This window comes from Paraburkholderia lebeckiae (genome assembly GCF_050436325.1).
Taxonomy (GTDB): Bacteria; Pseudomonadota; Gammaproteobacteria; order Burkholderiales; family Burkholderiaceae; genus Paraburkholderia; species Paraburkholderia tuberum.
Genome location: NZ_JBNDLZ010000003.1, coordinates 3,241,525 through 3,264,630 on the forward strand (window position 1 = coordinate 3,241,525; position 23,106 = coordinate 3,264,630).

Sequence of the window (23,106 nt, forward strand, 5' to 3'; positions counted from 1 at the left end):
CCGATGCGCTCGATTCGCCGACAACTGTTGTTCTGGCTGCTCGCGCTCGTGCTGCTCGGCGTCGGCATCGCGGGCTGGCTGATCTACCGGCAGGCGCTCGCCGAAGCGAACGAGCTGTTCGACTACCAGCTCGAGCAGATCGCCGCGGCGCTGCCGGCGGAACCGTTCTCGCAGGTGCTCGGCCGCGATACCGGCGACGAGGGCATCGTGCTGCAGATCTGGAACCGCAACGGGATGCTGATGTATTACTCGCGGCCGCGTGCGCCGCTCGCGCCGCGCGCCGAGCTCGGTTTTTCGACCGAGCGCACCGACCGCGGCGAATGGCGCGTATATGGCGCGATCGTCGGCGATAACGTCGTGCAGCTCGCGCAGCCGCTGTCGGTGCGCAATCGGCTCGCCGCCGATGTCGCGCTGCGCACGCTGTGGCCGCTGATCGTGCTGCTGCCGCTGCTCGGACTGGCGGTATGGGTGATCGTCGGCCGCGGGCTGCAGCCGCTGCGGCGCGTGACGAGCGCGCTCGACACCCGTCATCCCGAAGCGCTGGATCCATTGCCTGATCAGCGCCTGCCGCTCGAAGTGCGGCCGCTCGTGCGTGCGCTGAACGGGCTGCTGCAGCGGCTCGCGACCGCGCTCGATATCCAGAAGGCGTTCGTCGCCGATGCCGCGCACGAATTGCGCACGCCGCTTGCCGCGGTACAGATTCAGGCGCAACTGGTCGCGCGCGCGAAGGACGACACAGCCCGCAGCGAGGCGCTCGCCGATCTGCAGGCGGGTGTCACGCGCGCGACGCGCCTCGCCGAGCAACTGCTCGCGCTCGCGCGCGCCGAGCCGGACGGCGCCGCCGGCGCAGTGATGCTCGATCTGCGCGAGCTACTGCGGGAGTGCGTCGCGACCTACGCGCCGCTCGCGATGAATCGCGGCGTCGACCTCGGCATCGAGGCGAGCGAGGCTGCCAGCGTGACCGGCGACGCCGAAGCGCTGCGTGTGATGTTCAACAACCTCGTCGACAACGCGACCAAGTACACGCCGCGTGGCGGCCGCGTCGACGTCAGCCTGCGGGTCGAGGACGGCCATCCGGTCGTGCGGATCGCCGATAGCGGCCCCGGTATCGATCCCGCCGATCGCGAGCGCGTGTTCGACCGGTTCTATCGCGCGGAAGCGGGCGCGAATCGCGCGCGCACCGACGTGGCGGGCAGCGGCCTCGGTCTCGCGATCGTGCGTCGGATCGCCACCCAACATCATGCGCAAGTGTCGCTCGATGACTCGCCGGCCGGTGGTTTGCAGGTCACCGTACGCTTCTGATCATGGTGATTTACTGTTCGGCCAAAGCCGGCGTTCATGCTGGCGCGGCGATCCGTAGCGGCCGGTCCGATAAGGTTCCCATGATCTGGCGCTGCTTAAGACTCTTTTAAGTGATGCCCCTTACGCTCCTCGACATCCAAAGTCACTTTCTCCAGTCAGGAGCTCATGATGAACGCGAAAACCTTGTCCCGCGGCGCCGTTGCGGTAGCTGTGGCCGCTGCGCTTTCAGCCGGCTATGTGGCGGGCCATCGCGATGTGCCCGCACCGCAGATCATCTCGCCGGCGCAAGCCGCTGCGATGATGCCAGCCGAAGCTGCCGCCAAAACCGGTATCCCCGATTTCTCCGGGCTCGTCGAGACCTACGGTCCAGCCGTCGTCAACATCAGCGCGAAGCACGTGGTCAAGCAAACCGCGATGCGTGGTAATGGCGGCAACTTCAACGGCAACCAGCTGCCGATCGATCCGAACGATCCGTTCTATCAGTTCTACAAGCGGTTCTTCGGCGGCGTGCCCGGCATGCAGGGCGGCGATGGCGGAGACGCGCCCGACCAGCCGAGCGCGAGCCTCGGCTCGGGCTTCATCATCAGCAATGACGGCTACATTCTGACGAACGCGCACGTGGTCGATGGCGCAAACGTCGTCACCGTGAAGCTCACCGACAAGCGCGAGTTCAAGGCGAAGGTGGTCGGCGCCGACAAGCAGTCCGACGTCGCCGTGCTGAAGATCAACGCGAGCGATCTGCCGACGGTGAAGATTGGCGACCCGCGCCAAAGCAAGGTTGGTCAGTGGGTCGTCGCGATCGGCTCACCGTACGGCTTCGACAACACCGTGACCTCGGGCATCATCAGCGCGAAGTCGCGTTCGCTGCCCAACGAGAACTACACGCCGTTCATCCAGACCGATGTGCCGGTGAACCCTGGCAACTCGGGCGGTCCGCTCTTTAATCTGCAAGGCGAAGTGATCGGCATCAACTCGATGATCTACTCGCAGACGGGCGGCTTCCAGGGCCTGTCGTTCGCGATCCCGATCAGCGAGGCGATCAAGGTCAAAGACGATCTCGTCAAGACCGGCCACGTGAGCCGCGGCCGCCTCGGCGTCGCAGTACAGGGCTTGAACCAGACGCTCGCCGACTCGTTCGGCATGCAGAAGCCGCAAGGCGCGCTGGTCAGCTCGGTCGACGCCAACGGGCCGGCGGCCAAGGCTGGCTTGCAGCCGGGCGACGTGATCCTGTCGGTGAATGGCGACGAAGTCAGCGATTCGGCGGATCTGCCGTCGAAGATCGCAGGTCTCGCGCCGGGCAGCGCGGCGACGCTGAAAGTGTGGCGCGATAAGGCCAGCAAGGACGTGAAGGTGACGATCGGCTCGTTCTCGGACGCGAAAGTTGCGTCGGCGAGCAAGACCGATCAGCAGACCCAGTTGCAAGGCCGTCTCGGCGTCGCGGTGCGGCCGCTGACGCCGGAAGAGAAGAGCAGCGCGTCGGTGTCGCACGGTCTGCTCGTGCAGCAGGCAGGCGGCGCGGCGGCGAGCGCCGGCATCCAGGCGGGCGACGTGATTCTCGCGGTCAATGGCCGTCCGGTCACGAACATCGATCAGTTGAAGCAGATGATTTCGGGTGCAGGCAACAGCATTGCGCTGCTGATCCAGCGGGACAACGCGCAGATTTTCGTGCCCGTAGATCTCGGCTGATCCAGTATCCGGGCGGTTCGAACGGATCGCCCACCCCAGTTTGAGCTGTAGTAGCGATTGCCGGTCCTTTGCATTTACTGCAAGGACCGGTTTTTTTTCGCCTGTGCGCACCGTGCTGCGGCGAGCAGCGCGGACAGGACGAAGCGCGCCAAGCGACTTGGTGCCACGGTCGCGCAGGTCCAGTCGACGCGACCGGATGCTGGGCACGCAGGTTGCTTCGATCTTGATTTTGGCCTGTTCGGAGACTGGGCAAGGACTGCAACAAGGAGAGCGAATCGATGAAAACCCAACGCAATCAGCAAAGGATCGTAGCCGTCGCGCTGTGCGCGACGCTCGCGCTCGGACTGGCGGGCGGTGCGTACGCGCAGCAGGCAGGCGTGACCGGTGGCTCGACGAGCGACAACACGAGCGCGGGCAACACCAACGGCGGCGGTCTGCCGCAAGTCCAGCAGCAGGGCGACGTGTCGTATGTGTCGGGCGGCGTCGGCCTCGACGAATCGCGGGCGTTGCGACAAGCGCAAAGCCAGTGGCCACTGACGCTGCGCTTCACCGGGCCCAACGCCGAGTTTCTCGCGGATGTGCACGTGCGTATCGTCGATGCCCATAACGGCGAAGTGCTGAATACGACGTCGCGCGGACCGTTCATGCTGGTGCGCTTGAGCCCTGGCCGCTATACGGTGCACGCGAAATACAACGACAGCGAGCAAACCCGCTCGGTTAGCGTGCCGGCGCACGGCAACGTCAAATCCGCGTTCATCTGGAACGCGAAGTAACGGGTCGATCCGTCTGCCGCCGCGCAGCAAGCTAGCGCAATCGGCCGAAGTTTGGCCGATAATGAAGCCACGGGCAGCTCCCGTGGCTTTGCCGTTCCCGCGGCAATAGCCGGCAGTGCAGCACCCACCCCATCACGGAGCCTGGACATGACCGATGCGTCGACATCTGCGGGACGGCTGGACGGCCATACCATTGTGATCCGCGACAACGGTCACCGCGTGCGCGTGATTCACGGCGGCGTGACGATGGCCGACACCCAGGCCGCGCTGACGCTATCGGAGACCGGCCTCGCCGACGTGTTCTATTTCCCGCGCGAGCACGTGAACATGGCCCGGCTCGAACGCTCGACGCACACGTCGCATTGTCCGTTCAAGGGCGACGCGTCGTACTTCCATCTGCGCACCGAAGATGGCGTGATAGAGAACGCGGTGTGGTGCTACGAGGCCCCGTTCGAGCAGGTCAGTCGCATCAAGGGCTATCTCGCTTTTTACGCATCGCGCGTCGACCGCATCGATCAGACGTCCTGATCCCGCAGTCGGCGCGTTCATCGGGGAGGTTGTCATGGAACTGAACGACGCGTTACGGATTCCGCTGGCGCCGTCCGAGGTCTGGGACGCGTTGCAGGACCTCGCGCTGTTGCGTGCCAGCCTCGACAACTGCGAGTCGTTCGTGCGTCTCGCCCACGGCGAATACGCGCTGACGATGACCGTGCCGCTCGGCCCGTTGCGCGCGCATTATCAGGCGCGCGCGCACGTCGCCGGCCAGGATTCCGGCCCGGCGGACGCGCAGCGCCGCACCATCAACTTCAAGGCCTTGGCCGAGGGCATCGGCGCGTTGCGCGGTCAGATCGAAGTGCGTTTGCGCGCGGACGAGGGGCGGGAGCGCGGCACGCGCATCGACTACACATTGTGGGCGACGTCGTCGGGACCGCTCGCCGAGCTGCCGACGCGCCAGCTCGAGAACGCCTTGCGTCAGATCGCCGACGATTTTTTCGCCGAGTTCGACGCCGTCGTGCGCGCCAAGCACGGCAAAGGGCCGAACCGCGCGCGTGGCACGGCGCCGCGGCGCCAGTACGTGTTTTTGCGGCCGATCACGCTCGGCGGCATCGCGCGGCGAGCGCGCATCGAGCACAGCCATGCGCTGTCGGGGCGCGCGGCGAGCGCGTCGCATAGCTGGTCGCATCACGAGCCCGGTCAGCATGTCGTGCCGTACTGGGCGTGGGCCGGGATGATCTTTCTGGTCGCACTATTGTTGTATGTCGCGCGCTGGTTCAGCGAGCATTGAGGCCGCGAGCCGCGCGCAGCCCCTGATGGAACGCGCGACAGACATCCCCGCGCGACTACGAAATCCCGGTGACGCACTACGAAATAGCGGTGCTCCCGCGGCCTTCATCTAATCCCCGCGAAACTCCCGCCGCCACGCGCTCGGCGACGTGCGAAACGCGCCCGCGAAATGCTGCCGCAGCGATGCGGCCGAGCCGAATCCGGCGCTCGCCGCGATCGCTTCGACCGACCCGTCGGTGCTTTCCAGTAGCTGTTGCGCACGCGCGAGCCGCTGCGCGAGCAGCCATGCGCCGACGGTGGTGCCGGTCGCGAGCCGGAAGCGCCGCGTGAAGGTGCGGCGGCTCATCAACGCGCGCGCGGCGAGCGTGTCGAGCGTATGCGGCGCGGCCAGGTTGCCGCTCACCCAGTCGAGCAGGCCGGACAGGCGATCGCCGCGCGGCTTCGGCGGCATCGGCTGCTGCACGTATTGCGCCTGGCCACCCTGGCGATGCGGCGACACGACCAGCCGGCGCGCGACGTGGTTCGCCATCCGCGCGCCGCAGATCTTGCGCAGCACATGCAGGCAGCAGTCGAGGCCGGCGGCGGTGCCGGCCGAGGTCAGCACGTTGCCGTCGTCGACGTACAGCACGTCGGCGTCGAGCCGCACGCGCGGGTAGCGGCGCGCGAAGTCGTCGGCCCAGGCCCAGTGCGTCGAAGCGGGCCGTCCATCGAGGATGCCTGCGGCGGCCAGCACGAAAGCGCCGAGGCACAGGCCGACGAGCAGCGCGCCGCGCGCATGCGCGGCCCTCAGCGCGTCGAGCAGCGCGGCGGGCGGGGTTTCGGCGGGATCGCGCCAGCTCGGCACGATGATCGTCTGCGCGTCGGCAAGAGCTTCGAGTCCGTGTATGACCTCGATCGAGAAGCCCGCGGTCGTCGCCAGCGCGCCTGTCTCCGCGGCGCAGACGCGGAAGTCGAAGTCGGGAACACCGCCGCCGCGACGGTCCTCGCCGAACACGACGCACGGCACCGACAGATGGAACGGGCTGATGCGGTCGAACGCGACGACGGCGACGACGTGGCGCGGCGCCTGATCGGAGATGTCGTCGGAAGATGCGAAGGTGGTCATGCCGGGCGCCTCATGAAAGCCATAAGTATGGCCCGATCCTAGCGAATGTTGTCATTCGGGCCGCTGTCGACAGGCGGGCAGCGGAGCAACAATGCCGTCATTGCCGTTGTGCCGCGGCCACCGCGCTGGGCGCGGGCCATCGACCGCTTTTTCTGACAAGGAGCCTTGCCATGAGCACACCCGCGCCGCGCCGTGCGCTGATCGTCATCGACGTGCAGAACGAATACGTGAGCGGCGACCTGCCGATCGAATTTCCGGACGTGCGCACGTCGCTCGCCAACATCGGTCGCGCGATCGATGCAGCGCGCGCCGCCAGCGTGCCGGTCGTGGTCGTGCAGAACGTCGCGCCCGCCACCTCGCCGCTGTTCGCGCGCGGCAGCACGGCCGCGGAACTGCACACGGTCGTCAGCTCGCGCGTTCATGATCATTTCGTCGAGAAGTCGCTGCCGAGCGCATTCGCTGGGACCGATCTGGCCGACTGGCTCGCCGCCCGGCAGATCGATACGCTGAGCGTCACCGGCTACATGACCCACAATTGCGATGCCTCGACGATCAACCACGCGGTGCATGCTGGCCTCGCCGTCGAGTTCCTGCACGACGCAACCGGCTCGGTGCCGTATGAAAACAGCGCGGGCTTCGCGAGCGCGGAGGAGATTCATCGCATGTTCAGCGTGGTGCTGCAGTCGCGCTTCGCGGCGGTCGCGAGCACCGATCGATGGATCGCGGCGCTAAAGAGCGGCGCGCCGCTCGAGCGCGGCAACATCTATGCGTCGAATCAGGCGGCGCGAGCACGCCGGGCGGTTGCCTGAACCCGGCGCAGGGGCGGTCGTCCGGTCCAAAAACAGAAACGGGCGGTTCACCGAGCCGCCCGCTTTTCCAATCCGTCACCCTCGCGCGCCTTCTACGCCGCCTTCCTGCGCAACGCCGGACTCAGGCGCAAGGCGTCGAACATCGCTTCCACCATCTGCTGCGCATGCGCGCCGAAGTCGGTCGCGTCGGGCAAAAACAGCATGTCGCGCAACGAGCCGCCGACGAACGCGTGGACCATCGCCGCGGCAAGCTTCGTGTCGAGGTCGGCGGGCATCTGGCCTTTGGAGATCGCATTGCGCAGACCGCCCTCGATCTTCGCGAGCCCCTCGCGCATATTGGTCTGATACCGTTCCATCACCGGCCCCATGTCTTCGACCAGCTCGCACTTCAGAAACAGGATGTCGAACACGCGGCGGCGGCGCGGATCGTTGGCGGTGTCGCGCAGGCAGACGATGCAGACTTCCATCAGTCGCCCGAGCGGATCGGCTTCGTTCGGATCGAGCGATGCCGCCTTCAGTTCGTCGAGCGGCAGCAGCACGCGGTCGAACATTTCGGTGAACAGCTCGCTCTTATGCGCGAAATGCCAATAAATGGCGCCGCGCGTGACGCCCGCGGCCTGGGCGATATCGGCCAGCGACGTGCGCGATACACCCTTCTCGAAGAAGACCTGTTCGGCCGCGTCGAGAATCCGGTTGCGCGTCTCCAGCGCCTCTTCTTTGGTTCTTCTGACCATATTGGTGTAGCCTGCGCTGATCCTGGGGTTTATGCGGACAGTTTTAAGTCAGTCTGATGACGCTTTGACTACTTCTGAAGCGAATTGCGACGCGAATCTGCGGTACCCCAGCCTCGGAAGATATGAATGCACTTTTACATGCATTCATGAATGTATATATAATAGCACCCCACGATCGGATAGCCCAAGCCGTGACGAGCGGTTAATATCCGTCACTGTTGCCTTTCGAAAGCGCTTTCGCGGCCGCCAAACGGCGGCGCTGCGCGGCATTCCCCGGTATGGCGCATTCGTGGCAGGGTGCCCTGCAGGCGCAGGTTTGCATCCATGGGCTTCCGGTCGAGCGTCGCGAGACGCTTGTGTGCGCTGTCGTCCCCGGGGTAGGGATGCGCGCACTTTTTCATTACTCAGTCTTTGACAGAGGTCGCTCCATGCGCGTCGAACGGGTTCCATTCCGCTTAATTAGTGCCGCGACGGCTGCCATCTTGCTGGCGGCGTGCGGACCAAAACAATCTGCCCCGCCGCCACAGACGCCCGAAGTCGGCGTCGTCACCCTCCAGCCGACGACCGTGCCTGTCGTCACCGAACTTCCCGGCCGTACCAGTGCCTTCCTCGTCGCGCAGGTGCGTGCACGGGTCGACGGCATCGTGCTGCGCCGCGAGTTCACCGAGGGTAGTGAGGTCAAGGCCGGCCAGCGTCTCTACAAGATCGATCCGGCGCCGTACATTGCGTCGTTGAACAACGCGAAGGCATCGCTCGCGAAGGCGCAGGCGAACCTGGTGACGACCACCGCGCAGGCCAATCGCTACAAGGTGCTGGTTGCGGCGAACGCGGTCAGCAAGCAGGACTACGACAACGCGGTCGCCGCCGAAGGCCAGGCCGCCGCCGACGTCGCCGCGGGCAAGGCCGCGGTCGATACCGCGCAGATCAACCTCGGTTACACCGACGTGACCTCGCCCGTGACCGGCCAGATCGGCGTGTCGCAGGTCACGCCGGGCGCCTTCGTGCAGCAGAGCGCGGCCACGCTGATGTCCACGGTCCAGCAACTCGATCCGGTCTACGTCGACCTCACGCAATCGAGCCTCGACGGTCTGAAGCTGCGCCGCGAGGTCCAGGAAGGGCGTCTGAAGACGACCGGCCCGGGCGCCGCGCAGGTCACGCTGGTGCTGGAAGACGGCCGCATCTATTCCGAGAAGGGCAAGCTGCAGTTCACCGACGTGACCGTCGACCAAGGCACCGGTTCAGTCACCGTGCGCGCGATCTTCAAGAACCCGAACCACGTGCTGCTGCCGGGCATGTTCGTGCGCGCGAAGATCGACGAGGGCGTCAACCAGAACGCGCTCATCGTGCCGCAAGTCGGCGTCACGCACGACCAGAAGGGTCAGCCCACCGCGCTCGTCGTCGGCAACGACAACAAGGTCGAGCTGCGTCAGCTCGTCACTTCGGGCACCTTCGGCTCGTACTGGGTGGTCTCGGACGGCCTGAAGCCGGGTGACCGCGTGGTCGTCCAGGGCACCGACAAGGCGCGTCCCGGCCAGCAGGTCAAGCCCGTGCCGGCGCAACTGCCCGGCACCCCGGCTTCCGACGCGGCCGCGAACGGCGCGCAGACGGGTCAACCGGCGGCTCAACCTGCCTCCGCCGCCTCGGGCGCGTAATAACAGGGAGCCCGCCTCATGGCAAAGTTCTTTATTGATCGCCCGATTTTTGCATGGGTGATCGCCATCATCCTGATGCTCGCGGGTCTCGCGTCGGTGTTCACGCTGCCGATCGCGCAATACCCGACCATCGCGCCGCCGTCCATCCAGATCAGCGCAACCTATCCGGGTGCTTCGGCGAAGACGGTGGAAAACACCGTTACGCAGGTGATCGAGCAGCAGATGAGTGGTCTGGATCACCTGCTGTACCTCGCATCGACCTCGGACGACTCGGGCACGGCCACCATCACGCTGACGTTCGCGGCCGGCACCAACCCTGACATCGCGCAGGTGCAGGTGCAGAACAAGCTGCAGCTCGCCACGCCGCTGCTGCCGCAAGCGGTGCAGCAACTCGGCACCAAGGTCACGAAGTCGAGCAGCAGCTTCCTGCTGGTGATGGCGTTCGTGTCGACCGACGGCAGCATGAACAAGTACGACCTCGCGAACTATGTCGCGTCGAACATTCAGGATCCGATCAGCCGTATCGACGGCGTGGGCACGGTGACGCTGTTCGGCTCGCAGTACGCGATGCGGATCTGGCTCGACGCGAACAAGCTGAATAACTTCGGTCTGACGCCGCTCGATGTCGAAACCGCGCTGCAGGCGCAGAACGTGCAGGTCGCGGGCGGCTCGCTCGGCGGCACGCCGTCGGTGCCGGGCCAGGTGCTGCAGGCCACGATCACGCAGGCGACGCTGCTCAATACCCCCGAGCAGTTCGGCAACATCCTGCTGAAGGTGAATCAGGACGGCTCGCAGGTGCGTCTGCGCGACGTGTCGCGCGTCGAGCTCGGCGGCGAAAACTACAACTTCGACACCAAGTACAACGGTCAGCCGACGGCAGGCTTCGGTATCCAGCTCGCCACGGGCGCGAACGCGCTCTCCACCGCGAAAGCGGTGCGCACGAAGATCGCCGAACTGTCGAAGTACTTCCCGCACGGTCTCGTCGTGCAGTACCCGTACGACACGACGCCGTTCGTGCGCCTGTCGATCGAAGAAGTGGTCAAGACACTGCTCGAAGGTATCGTGCTGGTGTTCCTCGTCATGTACCTGTTCCTGCAGAACCTGCGCGCCACGCTGATCCCGACGATCGCGGTGCCGGTGGTGCTGCTCGGTACGTTCGCGATCATGAGCGTGGTCGGTTTCTCGATCAACGTGCTGTCGATGTTCGGTCTCGTGCTCGCAATCGGCCTGCTGGTGGACGACGCGATCGTGGTGGTGGAAAACGTCGAGCGGGTGATGCAGGAGGAGGGCTTGTCGCCTCGCGATGCAACCCGCAAGGCGATGGACCAGATCACCGGCGCGCTGGTCGGCGTGGCGCTCGTGCTGTCGGCGGTGTTCGTGCCGGTGGCGTTCTCGGGCGGCTCGGTCGGCGCTATTTACCGGCAGTTCTCGCTGACGATCGTCGCGGCGATGGTGCTGTCCGTGCTCGTCGCGTTGATTCTGACGCCGGCGCTGTGCGCGACGATCCTGAAGCCGATTCCGAAGGGGCATCACGAAAAAGCCACCGGCTTCTTCGGCTGGTTCAACCGTACCTTCAACACGAGCCGCGACAAGTATCACTCGGGCGTGCACCACGTGATCAAGCGCTCGGGCCGCTGGCTCATCATCTACATGGTGGTGATCTTCGCGGTGGGGCTGCTGTTCGTGCGTCTGCCGAAGTCGTTCCTGCCTGACGAAGACCAGGGCACGATGTTCGTGCTGGTGCAAACGCCGTCGGGCTCCACGCAGGAAACCACCGCGCGCGCGCTGAAAGACGTGTCGGACTACCTGCTGAACGACGAGAAGGCGATCGTCGAATCGACGTTCACGGTGAACGGCTTCAGCTTCGCGGGTCGCGGCCAGAACGCGGGTCTCGTGTTCGTGCGGATGAGGGACTACGCGCAGCGTCAGCACGCGGATCAGAAAGTGCAGGCACTCGTTGGACGTCTGTTCATGCACTTCAGCAGCTACAAGAACGCGCTCGTGTATCCGGTCAATCCGCCGTCGATTCCTGAACTCGGCACCGCGGCGGGTTTCGACTTCCAGCTGCAGGACCGCGCGGGTATCGGTCACGCGAAACTGATGGAAGCGCGCAACATGCTGCTCGGTCTGGCGGCGAAAGATCCGACGCTCGCGCAGGTGCGTCCGAACGGCCTGAACGATACGCCGCAGTTCAAGGTGAACATCGACCGCGAGAAGGCTTCGGCGCTCGGCGTGTCGCTCGCCACGATCGACCAGACGTTCTCGATCGCGTGGGCCTCGGCGTACGTGAACAACTTCCTCGACACCGACGGCCGGATCAAGAAGGTCTACCTGCAGGGCGACGCGCCGTTCCGGATGAAACCGGAAGACGTGAACGCCTGGTTCGTGCGCAACAGCGCGGGCGCGATGGTGCCGTTCTCGGCCTTCGCGCACACCGAGTGGACGTTCGGTTCGCCGAAGCTCGAGCGCTACAACGGTATTTCGTCGGTGGAAATCCAGGGTGCGGCCGGGCCGGGCAAGTCGACCGGTCAGGCGATGGCGGCGATGGAACAGATCGTCACCAAGCTGCCGGCGGGAGTCGGCTACGAGTGGACGGGTCTGTCGCTGCAAGAGCGTCAGTCGGGTTCGCAGGCGCCGATCCTGTACGGCATCTCGATTCTCGTCGTGTTCCTGTGTCTCGCGGCGCTGTATGAAAGCTGGTCGATCCCGTTCTCGGTGATCATGGTGGTGCCGCTCGGCGTGATCGGCGCACTGCTGGCCGCGACGCTGCGCGGGCTCGAGAACGACGTGTTCTTCCAGGTGGGTCTGCTGACCACCGTGGGCCTGTCGGCGAAGAACGCGATTCTGATCGTGGAATTCGCGCGAGAACTGCAGCAGGGTGGAGGCATGGGACCGATCGAAGCCGCGCTCGAAGCGGCGCGTCTGCGGTTGCGTCCAATCCTGATGACCTCGCTCGCGTTCATTCTCGGCGTGCTGCCGCTCGCGATCAGTAACGGCGCGGGGTCGGCCAGCCAGCACGCGATCGGTACCGGCGTGATCGGCGGCATGTTGACGGCGACCTTTCTCGCGATCTTCATGATCCCGATGTTCTTCGTCGTGATTCGCGCGAAGTTCGGCGGTGAGAAGGAAGACCCGGATGAGGCGCTGCGCCACTACGAACAGCACCATCCGCGCGATCCGCAAGGCGGCGCGGCGGGTGGCACGACCGACGGCTCGGATGGCAATGGCTCGGGCAAGGATGGGCATTGAGATGCAAAAACACTCTTTGATTGCAGTAGCGGTCGCGCTGCTCGCCACGGGTTGCACGCTGGCACCGCACTACCAGCGGCCCGCGGCGCCCGTGACGGCGACCTTCCCGACCGGCGGCGTGTACGACCAGCAGCCGGGCGCGCAGGGCGCGCGCAGCGCGAACGGCCAGGCCGCCGCGGACATCGGCTGGCGCGACTTCTTCGTCGATCCGCGTCTGCAGCAGCTGATCGGAATCGCGCTGAAGAACAACCGTGATCTGCGTGTGTCGGTGCTGAACATGCAGGCGTCGGCGGCGCAGTACCGTATCGTGCGCGCGGGCCTGTTCCCGACACTCGACGCCGCGGCTTCGCAAAGCAAGTCGCGCACGCCGAAGGACCTGACTTTCACCGGCGTGACGATCTCCAACACGTATTCGGTGGGCTTGAACGCGTCGTGGGAAATCGACTTCTTCGGGCGCGTGCAGAGCCTGAAGGATCAGGCGTTGGCCACGTACCTCGGCACCGCGCAGGCGCGCAAGGCGGCGGAAATCGCGCTGGTGTCGCAGGTGGCGAACCAGTACATGACGGTGCTCGAACTGGACGATCTGCTGAAGGTCACGCAGAACACGTTGAAGACGGCGCAGGAGTCGTATCGGATCACCAAGCTGCAGTTCGATAACGGCACCGGTTCGGAACTCGATCTGCGCCAGGCGGAAACGGTCGTCGAGACCGCGAGCGCGGACCTGCAGACGCAGACGCGTTTGCGGGCCCAGGCTGACAACGCGCTGGTGCTGCTGATCGGCGAGCCGTTGCCGGCTGATCTGCCGGGCGGCCTGCCGCTGAACGACCAGAGCCTGCTCACGGATATTCCGGCGGGCCTGCCGTCCGATCTGCTGACGCGTCGTCCCGACATCATCGAGGCCGAGGAGAATCTGCTCGCGGCCAACGCGAACATCGGCGCGGCGCGCGCGGCGTTCTTCCCGAAGGTCACGCTGACCGGCAGCGCCGGCACGCTGAGCCCGACGCTCGGCGGGCTGTTCAAGCCGGGTTCGGCGGCGTGGAGCTTCGCGCCGTCGATCACGCTGCCGATCTTCGAGGGCGGTCAGAACATGGCCAACCTCGATCTCGCCAACATCGAGAAGAACGTGCAGATCGCCACGTATGAAAAGGCGATCCAGACGGCCTTCCGCGAAGTGGCGGACGGACTGGCCGCGCGCGGCACGTACGACGAGCAGATCGCGGCGCTCGAGCGGGATGTCGCGGCCGAGCAGCGCCGGCTGGATCTGTCGACTCTCCGTTATACGAACGGTGTCGACAGCTATCTTTCGGTGCTGACCGCGCAGACCTCGTTGTACGTGGCTCAGCAGGCGCTGGTCACCGCGCGCATGGAACGTCTGCAGAACCTGGTCACGCTGTACCAGGCGCTCGGCGGAGGCTGGATCGAGCACAACGGCGACCAGCCGCGTCCCGCCGACGCGCCGGTCGACTACGGTGCGGCGAGCGCACCGGTCGCGGCTTCGGCGGCGACGGCAGGGTAAGCGCTTCGGCTCGACGAACCGCTGAAGTAAAGCAAAAACGCCACGGCATGCCGTGGCGTTTTTGTTGATTCGCGGCGTTCGGTGCCGCTCGCCGCATTATCGACGCATCAAAAGCTCAATGCAGATCCGCCGCCCGCAGCATCTCGGTGCTCTGCGGTTCGCCGCCCGCGCTGGCGTCGAGATCGTGCCCGGCGCGGCGAAGCTCGCTCTTCGCCTTCTTCTCGCTCTTCACGCCGTTGAAGATCAGATTCAGCGCGACCGCCGACACCGACGCGAGCAGAATCCCGCTATGTAGCAGCGGCGACAACGCCGGCGGCAGTTGCGAGAAGAAGTGCGGCGAGACGACCGGCACGAGGCCGAGCCCGATGCTGACAGCGACGATGAAGAGGTTGTGCTGATTCCTCACGAAGTCGACGCGCGACAGAACCTTGATACCGTTCGCCGCGACCATGCCGAACATCACGATGCCCGCGCCGCCGAGCACGAACGCCGGCACCGACGCGACCACCTGCGCCATCTTCGGGAAGAGGCCGAGCAGCACGAGGATCACGCCGCCCATCGCGCACACGAAGCGGCTCTTCACGCCGGTCACGCCGATCAACCCGACGTTCTGCGAGAACGACGTATGCGGGAACGAGTTGAAAATACCGCCGATCAGCGTGCCGAGACCGTCGACGCGCAAGCCACGCACCAGCGTTTTCTGATCGACCGGACGATCGACCATGTCGCCGACCGCGAGAAACATCCCGGTCGATTCGATGAACGTGACGAACATCACGGTGACCATCGTCGCGATCGACAGCGGATCGAAGTGCGGCAGTCCGAAGTGGAACGGCATCACGAAGCCGACCCACGGCGCGTGTGTGACGCCGTCCATGTTGACGCGGCCGAGCATCAGCGCGATCGCGAAGCCCGCGACGATGCCGAGCAGCACCGAGATGTTGGCGACGAACCCCCTGGCAAACTTGTTGATCAGCAGGATCAGCGTCAGCACCAGCAGCGACAGGCCGAGATATACCGGATTGCCGTAGTCGGGATTGCCGACACCGCCGGCCGCCCAGTTGATGCCGACCTCCATCAGCGACAGGCCGATCACCGAAATCACGACGCCGATCACGACCGGCGGGAAGAAGCGCAACAGCTTGCCGACCGCGGGCGCGAGCAGAATACCGATCACGCCGGCCGCGATCGTCGAACCGAAGATATCGAGGATGCCGAGCGAAGGATTGGTGCCGATGGCGACCATCGGGCCGACGGCCGCGAACGTGCAGCCCATGATGACGGGCAGACGGATGCCGAAGATCCACAGTCCCAGCGTCTGGATCAGCGTGGCGATGCCGCACGAAAACAGATCGGCGCTGATCAGGAAGGCGATCTGGTCTTTCGGCAGTTTCAGCGCGGCGCCGACGATCAGCGGCACCGCGACCGCGCCAGCGTACATGACCAGCACGTGCTGGATGCCGAGAGTGAGCAACTGGCCCGCCGGTAGGCGCTCGTCGCACGGGTGAACCGTGTTCGCTTGCATATCGTCTGTCTCCACCATCGCGTTTTGGGATGACTCCAAGGTATCGGGGACGAAAAGTCGCAACAAGACCATACGTGGCTATTCCGGCATTCCCGGCGACGATATGCAGAGACCTGTTTTGAAAGGCAAATTAAGGCCACGAATGGGACGGATCGGCCGTCGGACGCCAGAGAGCCCCATGCAGTGGGGGCTGCGGGCGGTGCATGGCGTGCGCGGCGCGGGTTCGTCGCGCGAGGGGATATGTGTGAGAATCAATGACGTGTATCACGCTTCACGCATAGTCCTGTTTTGATGACGCTCGCAGCACGGCGGGGTTAACCCGCGAATGGTTCTTTTCGCGTGTTTTCCGGGCTGTCTGTTCAACGTTCGCGGCGTCTGTGCAGCTTCGCCTTTGAGCTTCGCTTTCCCACTTCGTCGCCAGTCTCGCTGGCTCTTTCTTCACCTCATTTCAACGTCCCTGCGCTCATGAGTTTTCTCGGCATCGACCTCGGCACCGGCTCCCTGAAAGCGGCAATCGTCGACGAACATGGACGCGAGCAGGCGGTATCGAGCGTCGCTTATGCGCTCGTTACGCCGCACGCGGGTTGGGCCGAAATCGACGTCGAGACCTGGTGGAACGCGCTCGTCCATGCGATGGCGGGCCTGCCGCGCGAACTTCGTGACGGCGTGCGCGCGATTGGCTTCTCTGGCCAGATGCACGGCGTCGTGCTGCTCGATGCAAACGGCGCAGCCGTGCGGCGCGCAATGCTGTGGCCCGACTCGCGCGCGCTCGCCATGCTCGACGCGTGGCCCGAGCCGCAACCGAATCCGGTCGCGCCCGGCATGGCCGGACCGCTGCTGCGCTGGCTCGTGCTGCAAGAACCGGAAGCCGCGCGCCGCACGCGCTGGGCGCTGCAGCCGAAGGACTGGCTGCGCGTCGCGCTCGGCGGCGCGTGCGTGACCGACGCGTCCGACGCGTGCGCGACCGCGCTCGCCGATCCCGCCGGCGCGTGGGACACGGCGCTGCTGCAACGCCTCGAGATTCCGCCCGAGTGGTTCGCGCCTGTGGCGCCGTCGTATGCGGCGGCGGGCGCGCTGTCGCCGCAGGCCGCGCAGGCACTTGGCTTACGGGCCGGTATCGTGCTCGCAACCGGCGCCGCGGATACGCCGTGCGCGGCGCTCGGCAGCGGACTCGTGCGTGACGGCGACGCGCTGCTGACGACCGGCACCGGCGGACAGATCGTCGTGCTCGCGAACGACGAGCCTGCGCCGCTGAAGGGCTTGCATCGCTATCGCGCGGCGAGCGATCACTGGTATCGGATGGCCGCGATGCAGAACGTCGGCATCGCGCTGGAGCGGGTGCGCGGGTGGCTGTCGTTTGGGTGGGCGGAGGCTTACCGAGAGGCATTTGACGATGCGGCTGATTCAAGCGCTCATGCCGCCGCTGAAGTGGCGTCGACGCTGAGCTTCCTGCCGTACCTGACGGGCGAGCGTACGCCGTGGCTGAACCCGCAGGCACGCGGCGGCTGGCTCGGTTTGTCGCTCGAGCATACGCGCGGCGCGATGATGCGTGCCGCGTTCGAGGGCGTCGCGTTCTCGTTGCGCGCGGGGCTCGACGCGATTCGCGCGAGCGGCGCACCGGTGACGGCGCTCAAGCTCGCGGGCGGCGGCTCCGTCGATGCGCGCTGGCGACAACTGCTCGCCGATGCGCTCGACGTCGACCTGCATGCGGTCGATTGCCCCAACGCGGCGCCGCGCGGCGCGGCGATCCTCGGCGGTCTCGCGTGCGGCCACTGGCAGACGCGCGATCTCGCCGCGCTCGCGCCGCGCGCGACGCGCGTCGCGGGTCCACGAGGCGATGCGGCGCTGGCTGAACGCTATGCGCGCTTCGTCGATCTGTATGGCCGGGTCGAGCCGTGGTTTGGTGGTAGCGCGCCGGGCGAAGCGAAGTGACAGCGACGGCGTTGAACACGGTGCCGAGCGCAGCCATCGGCGACGCAGCCTTCACGCACTATGCAATACCATGACGCTTTTCGCGTGCCACGTAGCCGCCCGGCACGCGATGCCATTTCGCATTCACGCACTCACGGATTCACAGGAGCATTGACGATGAAGACCAAAGCAGCAATCGCATGGAAAGCCGGCGCCCCGTTGACGATCGAGGAAGTCGATCTCGAAGGTCCGCGCGCCGGTGAAGTCCTGATCGAAGTGAAGGCGACGGGCATCTGCCACACCGACTATTACACGCTGTCGGGCGCCGATCCCGAAGGTATCTTCCCGGCGATTCTCGGCCACGAAGGCGCGGGCGTGATCGTCGATGTCGGGCCGGGCGTCGGCACGCTGAAGAAGGGCGATCACGTGATTCCGCTTTACACGCCCGAATGCCGCCAGTGCAAGTTCTGTCTGTCGCGCAAGACCAACCTGTGTCAGGCGATTCGCTCGACGCAAGGCAAGGGCCTGATGCCCGACGCGACCTCGCGTTTCTCGCTGGACGGCAAACCGCTGTTTCACTACATGGGGACGTCGACGTTCTCGAACTACATCGTCGTGCCGGAGATCGCGGTCGCGAAGGTGCGCGAGGACGCGCCGTTCGACAAGATCTGCTACATCGGCTGCGGCGTGACGACCGGCGTCGGCGCGGTCGTGTATTCGGCGAAGGTCGAGGCGGGGGCCAACGTGGTCGTGTTCGGGCTCGGCGGTATCGGGCTGAACGTGATTCAAGGCGCGAAGATGGTCGGCGCGGACAAGATCATCGGTGTCGATCTCAACCCGGGCCGCGTCGAACTCGCGAAGAAGTTCGGCATGACGCACTTCATCAACCCGAACGAAGTCGAGAACGTCGTCGATCACATCTTGCAGCTGACCGACGGCGGCGCCGACTACTCGTTCGAATGCATCGGCAACGTGAAGGTGATGCGCCAGGCGCTCGAATGCACGCACAAGGGTTGGGGGCAGTCGTTCATCATCGGCGTCGCGGCGGCGGGCGAGGAGATCAGCACGCGGCCGTTCCAGCTGGTGACGGGCCGCGAGTGGAAGGGCTCGGCGTTCGGCGGCGCGCGAGGCCGCACCGACGTGCCGAAGATCGTCGACTGGTACATGGAAGGCAAGATCAATATCGACGATCTGATCACGCACCGTCTGCCGCTCGAGCGCATCAACGAGGGCTTCGATCTGATGAAGAAGGGCGAGTCGATCCGCTCGGTCGTGCTCTACTAAGCGAGGAGCGTCGCGATGCTCGAACTACTATCGTCGCACGCCTGCCACGGCGGCGAGCAGCGCTTTTACCGACACGAGTCGCGCACCATCGGTCTGCCGATGCGCTTCTCGGTCTATCTGCCGCCGCAGGCGTTGCAGGGCAATGCGAAGGTGCCCGCGCTGTTCTATCTCGCGGGGTTGACCTGCACCGAAGAGACCTTCGCGATCAAGGCCGGCGCGCAGCGCTTCGCGGCCCGGCACGGTATCGCGCTGATCGCGCCGGATACGAGCCCTCGCGGCGCGGGCGTGCCAGGCGAGAGCAATGCGTGGGACTTCGGCGTCGGCGCGGGCTTTTATGTCGACGCGACCGAGGAGCCGTGGGCGCGGAACTACCGCATGTACTCGTACGTGCGCGACGAGCTGCGCGAAACGGCGCTTGCGAACCTGCCGATCGATGGCGTGCGTCTCGGCATCTTCGGTCATTCGATGGGCGGGCACGGCGCGCTGATGCTCGCGTTGCGCAATCCGGACATTTATCGGTCGGTGTCGGCATTCGCGCCGATCGCGGCGCCGATGCGTTGTCCGTGGGGCGAGAAGGCGTTTAGCGGTTATCTCGGCGAGAACCGTGAAGCGTGGAAGCAGTACGACGCAAGCGAGCTGGTTTCGCACGCGACGCACAAGTTCGCGGAAGGGATTCTCGTCGATCAGGGGCTCGCGGATCAGTTCCTGCCCACGCAGCTCAATCCCGACGTGTTCGAAGCGGCGTGCAAGGCCGCGGGTCAGCCACTGACGTTGCGCCGGCATGCGGGTTACGACCACGGCTACTACTTCATCTCGACGTTCGTCGAGGATCATCTCGCGCATCACGCGAAGGTGTTGCTCGGCTGAAAACGTCGGGTAGTGCGGCATGAAATAAAAAACGGCGGCACGTGTGCCGCCGTTTTTCCGTGTCATCGGCGTAAGCGCCGCTCAATGCCGCTTCAACAGACTCCCGCCATACACCACCGCCGACAGCGCGGTGATCCAGAAGCTCGTCGGCCAATCGGTATGGAACGCGAGCGTCAGCCCGAGCCACGCCTGCGCGAGCGCAAACACGGCCGCGAGCACGAGACCCGTCGACAGCCGCGTGCTCAGGTTCTGCGCGGCGGCGGCCGGCCCCACCATCAGCGTGAACACGAGCAGCACGCCGACGATCTGCGTGCAAGCGGCGACGGCCAGCGCGGCGATCGCGAGAAACAGCACCGACACGCTGCGCAGCGACACGCCCTTCGCTTCGGCCAGCTCCGGTTGCAGTGACGCGAACAGGAGCGGCCGCATGATGGCCGCGAGCGCGACCAGACTGACGACGCCCAACGCCGCGAGCACACCGAGCGTCGCTGCATTGACGCCGAGCACGTTGCCGAACAGCAGCGCCGTCACCTGCGTCGCGTAGGCGGTGAAGAAATGCAGAAACAGCAGCCCAAAGCCGAGCGACAAGGAAAGGATTACGCCGATCGCGACGTCGCGGCCGGCGAGCCGTTCGCCGAGCGCGCCCATGCCGACACCGGCCGCGAGCGTGAAGCCGATCATCCCCCAGAGAGGCGGGATGCCGATCAGCACCGCGCCGGTCGCGCCGGTGAAGCCGACATGCGACAGCGCGTGGCCCGCGAAGGTCTGTCCGCGCATCACCAGAAAATAGCCGACCACGCCGGCCAGCACCGCGACGATCCCCGAGGCCGCGAATGCGTTCACCATGAAATCGTATTCAAACATCGTGCGTGTGTCCGTCGCGTAAGTCGTGCGGGTTTGGGTGACTGTGCGAGTGGCCGTGCGAATGCGTATGTCCGCCGTGCTCGTCATATTCGTGCTCGTGATCGTGCTTCTCGACTTCGACGCCGCCCGACATCACGAAGATGCGGCCGTTCACGCGCATCACGTCGATCGGCGAGCCGTACAGACGCGACAGCACCGGCCGCGTGATCACTTCGTCGACGGTGCCGAGCGCCGCGACGCCGCTGCCGAGATACAGCACGCGATCGATCGAGTTCAGCAGCGGATTGAGTTCGTGCGCGGAGAACAGCACCGCGATGCCGAGCTCCTGCTGCACGCGCCGCACCAGTTCGACGACGCCCTTCTGGTGATGCGGATCGAGACTGATCAACGGTTCATCGAGCAGCAGCAGTTTCGGATTGCCGAGCAGGCATTGCGCGAGCAGGAGCCGCTGCCGTTCGCCGCCCGACAACTCCGACAGTGGCCGCTTCGACAGATTCGTCCCGCCGACGAGCTCGAGCACCCGATCGACGTCCGCGCGCGTTTTTGCATCCGCATGCGGCAAGCCCCAGCGATGACCATCGGCTGCCATCGCGACCAGATCGCGGCCGCGCACGCGACGGCCGGCGAGCGCGCTGCGCGTCTGCGGCATATAGCCGATCGACGCGTTGCCGCGCTCGACCGTCTGCCCGAGCACGCGGATCGCGCCGCCCACGGCCGGCACGAGGCCGAGCACCGCGCGCATCAGCGTCGTCTTGCCCGCGCCGTTGGGCCCGAGCACGCCGATGAACTCGCCCTGGTTCACGACGAAGCTGGTGTCGCGCAGAATCGTGCGGCCGCCCAGATCGAGCGTCACGTTGGCGAGTTCGAGCACGGGCCTGTCGCCGCGCGCGGTGGGTGCGCCTGATTGCGCACCTGCTGGCGTTTGATGGCCAGTCGGAATCATGGAGCCTTTCCTTGCGCGTTCGCGCTGGTCGCGCCAATCGCGCCGTTCGTGTCACCCGCCGCGAGCGCTTTCTGCAACGCATCGAGCTGCGTCAGCATCCACGTCTGATAGGTCTTGCCGGGCGGCAGGGTTTCGGTGACGCTCATCGTCGGTACCTTCGATTGTTGCGCGAGCTTCAGCAACCGTTGGGTCAGCGCCTCGGTGGCTTGGCTGTTATAGATCAGCACGCGCACGCGCCGCTCACGCAGATCGCGTTCGAACGCGGCGATATCGGCCGCGCTCGCTTCGGTGTCGTTCATCGTGGCGAGCTGGAAGCGCTGATTGCGCATGGCGAGGCCAATCGCGTCAGACATATAGCCGAACACCGGCTCCGTCGCCGTGACCGGCAAGCCCGCATAGTGGCCGTGCAGCTCGGCGACCTTCGCGTCGATCGGCTTCAGCGAATCGAGAAACTTCGCGAGGTTCGCATCGTACGCCGACTTGTGCGCCGGGTCAGCAGCGCTGAGCGCGTCGCTGACCGCGCGCGCGACTTTCGGCATCGTCGCCGGGTCGTACCACAGGTGCGGATTGTCGCCGCCTTTTTTGCCGACGAGGTCGGCCGCGACGACCATGGTGCGATGCGCGCCTTTCGACGCGGCCAGCAGCTTCGCCATCCACGGATCGTAGTCGGCGCCGTTGTAGACGACGATGCTCGCATGCTGCAACGCGCGCGCGGTGGCCGGGCTCGCTTCGAACAGATGCGGGTCCTGGTCCGGGTTGCTGAGGATGCTGATCACGTCGACGCGATCGCCGCCGAGTTGCCGGACCACGTCGCCATAAAAGTTCTCCGCGGCGACGACCGGAATTTTTGCGTCGGCGGCGAACGCGTTGTGGCCGAAGCCGAGCGCCGCGATCGCGAGCAGACAGGTGTACAGGGTGCGCACAGACGTCGAACGCTTCAGCGCGCGGTGCGCTCTGGACAACATCGAGCCGATTGTTTTCATCGTTGTTTCCTGCTGGGTGAGAGTTGAATCAGCCACTCGAGGTGGCAAGGCCAAAAACGGGGTGGCACGGGGTGGCGCTTAGCGCGGCGCCGCGCATCTGATCACGACGAATTGCCTGCTGCTCCGCCGGCGCCGCCAGGCTTCGCCGCTCGCGCACATGGCCCGCACAGTCCACTTAGCTCGATCACCTGACGATGCACCTCGAAGCCATGCGCGGGCGCGCTGTGCGACAGGCGGTCGGCGAGTTCGTCGCCGGGAATCTCGACGGTCGCGCCGCAGCCGTCGCACATCAGGAACTGGCTGCGATGCGGCACGCCGATTTCGCAGCAGGCGATGAACGCGTTCTTCGATTCGATCCGGTGCACGAAGCCGTGCGCGACGAGGAAGTCGAGCGCGCGATAGACGGTGGTCGGCGGCATGCGACCGCGCTCGGGCGCGAGCGCGTCGAGCAACTCGTACGCGCCGACCGGTCGCTCGCTCGCGACGATCGCCGCGTACACCTGGCGGCGCAGCGGCGTCAGCGCGAGCCCCTGCGCCGCGGCGTGCGCGTCCGCATGCGCGAGCCGCATGGCGTGCTGTTTGGCGAGCGAGGTAGTCACCGGCGTGAATCTCCTGGCAT

Annotated in this window: 19 protein-coding genes; 12 read left to right on the forward strand and 7 right to left on the reverse strand. The window is 65.8% G+C overall.

Going from position 1 to position 23,106, the window contains the following annotated elements; genetic code table 11:
- Positions 1-3 precede the first annotated feature (3 nt).
- From OKW44_RS32950 to OKW44_RS32970, 5 genes are all read left to right on the forward strand, one after another.
- Positions 4-1,302 carry an ATP-binding protein gene (locus tag OKW44_RS32950; RefSeq protein WP_018421691.1) on the forward strand — a complete coding sequence of 433 codons (1,299 nt, stop codon included), beginning with the start codon at positions 4-6 and terminating at the stop codon, positions 1,300-1,302.
- 168 nt (positions 1,303-1,470) lie between these two features.
- Positions 1,471-2,988, forward strand: coding sequence for a DegQ family serine endoprotease (locus OKW44_RS32955; protein ID WP_018421690.1), 1,518 nt, complete (start codon positions 1,471-1,473; stop codon positions 2,986-2,988).
- 278 nt (positions 2,989-3,266) lie between these two features.
- Positions 3,267-3,761 (forward strand): hypothetical protein, encoded by a 495-nt coding sequence (locus tag OKW44_RS32960; RefSeq protein ID WP_018421689.1) that lies wholly within the window; start codon positions 3,267-3,269, stop codon positions 3,759-3,761.
- A gap of 147 nt (positions 3,762-3,908) precedes the next feature.
- Positions 3,909-4,289: a DUF427 domain-containing protein gene (locus tag OKW44_RS32965; protein WP_018421688.1), complete on the forward strand. Its 381-nt coding sequence runs from the start codon at positions 3,909-3,911 to the stop codon at positions 4,287-4,289.
- Positions 4,290-4,323: 34 nt separating this feature from the next.
- A complete protein-coding gene (locus OKW44_RS32970) occupies positions 4,324-5,046 on the forward strand; it encodes an SRPBCC family protein (protein WP_018421687.1) in 723 nt (240 codons plus the stop codon).
- A gap of 108 nt (positions 5,047-5,154) precedes the next feature.
- On the opposite strand, the gene OKW44_RS32975 is transcribed toward OKW44_RS32970, so the two are convergent.
- Positions 5,155-6,150 (reverse strand): helix-turn-helix domain-containing protein, encoded by a 996-nt coding sequence (locus OKW44_RS32975; RefSeq protein ID WP_018421686.1) that lies wholly within the window; start codon positions 6,148-6,150, stop codon positions 5,155-5,157.
- Positions 6,151-6,320: 170 nt separating this feature from the next.
- Here OKW44_RS32975 and OKW44_RS32980 point away from each other — a divergent pair, with 170 nt between their 5' ends.
- Positions 6,321-6,959 carry an isochorismatase family protein gene (locus OKW44_RS32980; RefSeq protein ID WP_018421685.1) on the forward strand — a complete coding sequence of 213 codons (639 nt, stop codon included), beginning with the start codon at positions 6,321-6,323 and terminating at the stop codon, positions 6,957-6,959.
- A gap of 92 nt (positions 6,960-7,051) precedes the next feature.
- Here the strand turns inward: OKW44_RS32980 and OKW44_RS32985 are convergent, their stop codons facing one another.
- Positions 7,052-7,693 carry a TetR family transcriptional regulator gene (locus OKW44_RS32985; protein ID WP_018421684.1) on the reverse strand — a complete coding sequence of 214 codons (642 nt, stop codon included), beginning with the start codon at positions 7,691-7,693 and terminating at the stop codon, positions 7,052-7,054.
- 428 nt (positions 7,694-8,121) lie between these two features.
- Between OKW44_RS32985 and OKW44_RS32990 the strand changes: the two genes are divergently transcribed.
- Genes OKW44_RS32990 through OKW44_RS33000 form a run of 3 tightly spaced genes read left to right on the forward strand, consistent with a single transcriptional unit; the run spans position 8,122 to position 14,110 of the window.
- The gene (locus tag OKW44_RS32990) at positions 8,122-9,345 is read left to right on the forward strand and encodes an efflux RND transporter periplasmic adaptor subunit (protein ID WP_026226019.1); all 1,224 of its coding nucleotides are present in this window, start codon (positions 8,122-8,124) and stop codon (positions 9,343-9,345) included.
- Positions 9,346-9,363: 18 nt separating this feature from the next.
- The gene (locus tag OKW44_RS32995) at positions 9,364-12,594 is read left to right on the forward strand and encodes an efflux RND transporter permease subunit (RefSeq protein ID WP_018421681.1); all 3,231 of its coding nucleotides are present in this window, start codon (positions 9,364-9,366) and stop codon (positions 12,592-12,594) included.
- 1 nt (position 12,595) lies between these two features.
- Positions 12,596-14,110, forward strand: coding sequence for an efflux transporter outer membrane subunit (locus OKW44_RS33000; RefSeq protein ID WP_026226018.1), 1,515 nt, complete (start codon positions 12,596-12,598; stop codon positions 14,108-14,110).
- A 115-nt stretch (positions 14,111-14,225) separates the two neighbouring features.
- Here OKW44_RS33000 and OKW44_RS33005 read toward each other — a convergent pair whose 3' ends face one another.
- Positions 14,226-15,635: a nucleobase:cation symporter-2 family protein gene (locus tag OKW44_RS33005; RefSeq protein WP_026226017.1), complete on the reverse strand. Its 1,410-nt coding sequence runs from the start codon at positions 15,633-15,635 to the stop codon at positions 14,226-14,228.
- 465 nt (positions 15,636-16,100) lie between these two features.
- Between OKW44_RS33005 and OKW44_RS33010 the strand changes: the two genes are divergently transcribed.
- The 3 genes from OKW44_RS33010 (at position 16,101) to fghA (ending at position 19,697) form a co-directional block, all read left to right on the forward strand.
- Positions 16,101-17,567: a xylulokinase gene (locus tag OKW44_RS33010; protein ID WP_018421678.1), complete on the forward strand. Its 1,467-nt coding sequence runs from the start codon at positions 16,101-16,103 to the stop codon at positions 17,565-17,567.
- Positions 17,568-17,723: 156 nt separating this feature from the next.
- Complete coding sequence (locus OKW44_RS33015) at positions 17,724-18,830, forward strand: S-(hydroxymethyl)glutathione dehydrogenase/class III alcohol dehydrogenase (RefSeq protein ID WP_018421677.1); 1,107 nt, start codon at positions 17,724-17,726, stop codon at positions 18,828-18,830.
- 15 nt (positions 18,831-18,845) lie between these two features.
- A complete protein-coding gene (gene fghA, locus OKW44_RS33020; protein ID WP_018421676.1) occupies positions 18,846-19,697 on the forward strand; it encodes an S-formylglutathione hydrolase in 852 nt (283 codons plus the stop codon).
- An 81-nt stretch (positions 19,698-19,778) separates the two neighbouring features.
- Here the strand turns inward: fghA and OKW44_RS33025 are convergent, their stop codons facing one another.
- The 4 genes from OKW44_RS33025 to OKW44_RS33040 all read right to left on the reverse strand — a co-directional run bounded on the left by OKW44_RS33025 (position 19,779) and on the right by OKW44_RS33040 (position 23,086).
- Complete coding sequence (locus OKW44_RS33025; protein WP_018421675.1) at positions 19,779-20,561, reverse strand: metal ABC transporter permease; 783 nt, start codon at positions 20,559-20,561, stop codon at positions 19,779-19,781.
- Positions 20,554-21,504 (reverse strand): ABC transporter ATP-binding protein, encoded by a 951-nt coding sequence (locus tag OKW44_RS33030; RefSeq protein WP_018421674.1) that lies wholly within the window; start codon positions 21,502-21,504, stop codon positions 20,554-20,556. Before OKW44_RS33030 ends, OKW44_RS33025 begins: the two co-directional genes overlap by 8 nt.
- Positions 21,501-22,487 carry a metal ABC transporter solute-binding protein gene (locus OKW44_RS33035; protein ID WP_018421673.1) on the reverse strand — a complete coding sequence of 329 codons (987 nt, stop codon included), beginning with the start codon at positions 22,485-22,487 and terminating at the stop codon, positions 21,501-21,503. The genes OKW44_RS33030 and OKW44_RS33035 overlap by 4 nt, the downstream gene beginning before the upstream one ends.
- A 101-nt stretch (positions 22,488-22,588) precedes the next feature.
- A complete protein-coding gene (locus OKW44_RS33040; RefSeq protein ID WP_018421672.1) occupies positions 22,589-23,086 on the reverse strand; it encodes a Fur family transcriptional regulator in 498 nt (165 codons plus the stop codon).
- Positions 23,087-23,106 lie beyond the last annotated feature (20 nt).

Coding starts and splice junctions, on each gene's coding strand:
- OKW44_RS32950 (WP_018421691.1), top strand. CDS start 4: ATGCGCTCGATTCGCCGACAACTGTTGTTCTGGCTGCTCGCGCTCGTG.
- OKW44_RS33005 (WP_026226017.1), bottom strand. CDS start 15,635: ATGCAAGCGAACACGGTTCACCCGTGCGACGAGCGCCTACCGGCGGGC.
- OKW44_RS33035 (WP_018421673.1), bottom strand. CDS start 22,487: ATGAAAACAATCGGCTCGATGTTGTCCAGAGCGCACCGCGCGCTGAAG.
- OKW44_RS32985 (WP_018421684.1), bottom strand. CDS start 7,693: ATGGTCAGAAGAACCAAAGAAGAGGCGCTGGAGACGCGCAACCGGATT.
- OKW44_RS33010 (WP_018421678.1), top strand. CDS start 16,101: ATGAGTTTTCTCGGCATCGACCTCGGCACCGGCTCCCTGAAAGCGGCA.
- OKW44_RS33025 (WP_018421675.1), bottom strand. CDS start 20,561: ATGTTTGAATACGATTTCATGGTGAACGCATTCGCGGCCTCGGGGATC.
- fghA (WP_018421676.1), top strand. CDS start 18,846: ATGCTCGAACTACTATCGTCGCACGCCTGCCACGGCGGCGAGCAGCGC.
- OKW44_RS33015 (WP_018421677.1), top strand. CDS start 17,724: ATGAAGACCAAAGCAGCAATCGCATGGAAAGCCGGCGCCCCGTTGACG.
- OKW44_RS33030 (WP_018421674.1), bottom strand. CDS start 21,504: ATGATTCCGACTGGCCATCAAACGCCAGCAGGTGCGCAATCAGGCGCA.
- OKW44_RS33000 (WP_026226018.1), top strand. CDS start 12,596: ATGCAAAAACACTCTTTGATTGCAGTAGCGGTCGCGCTGCTCGCCACG.
- OKW44_RS32990 (WP_026226019.1), top strand. CDS start 8,122: ATGCGCGTCGAACGGGTTCCATTCCGCTTAATTAGTGCCGCGACGGCT.
- OKW44_RS32995 (WP_018421681.1), top strand. CDS start 9,364: ATGGCAAAGTTCTTTATTGATCGCCCGATTTTTGCATGGGTGATCGCC.
- OKW44_RS32970 (WP_018421687.1), top strand. CDS start 4,324: ATGGAACTGAACGACGCGTTACGGATTCCGCTGGCGCCGTCCGAGGTC.
- OKW44_RS32975 (WP_018421686.1), bottom strand. CDS start 6,150: ATGACCACCTTCGCATCTTCCGACGACATCTCCGATCAGGCGCCGCGC.
- OKW44_RS32960 (WP_018421689.1), top strand. CDS start 3,267: ATGAAAACCCAACGCAATCAGCAAAGGATCGTAGCCGTCGCGCTGTGC.
- OKW44_RS32955 (WP_018421690.1), top strand. CDS start 1,471: ATGAACGCGAAAACCTTGTCCCGCGGCGCCGTTGCGGTAGCTGTGGCC.
- OKW44_RS32980 (WP_018421685.1), top strand. CDS start 6,321: ATGAGCACACCCGCGCCGCGCCGTGCGCTGATCGTCATCGACGTGCAG.
- OKW44_RS32965 (WP_018421688.1), top strand. CDS start 3,909: ATGACCGATGCGTCGACATCTGCGGGACGGCTGGACGGCCATACCATT.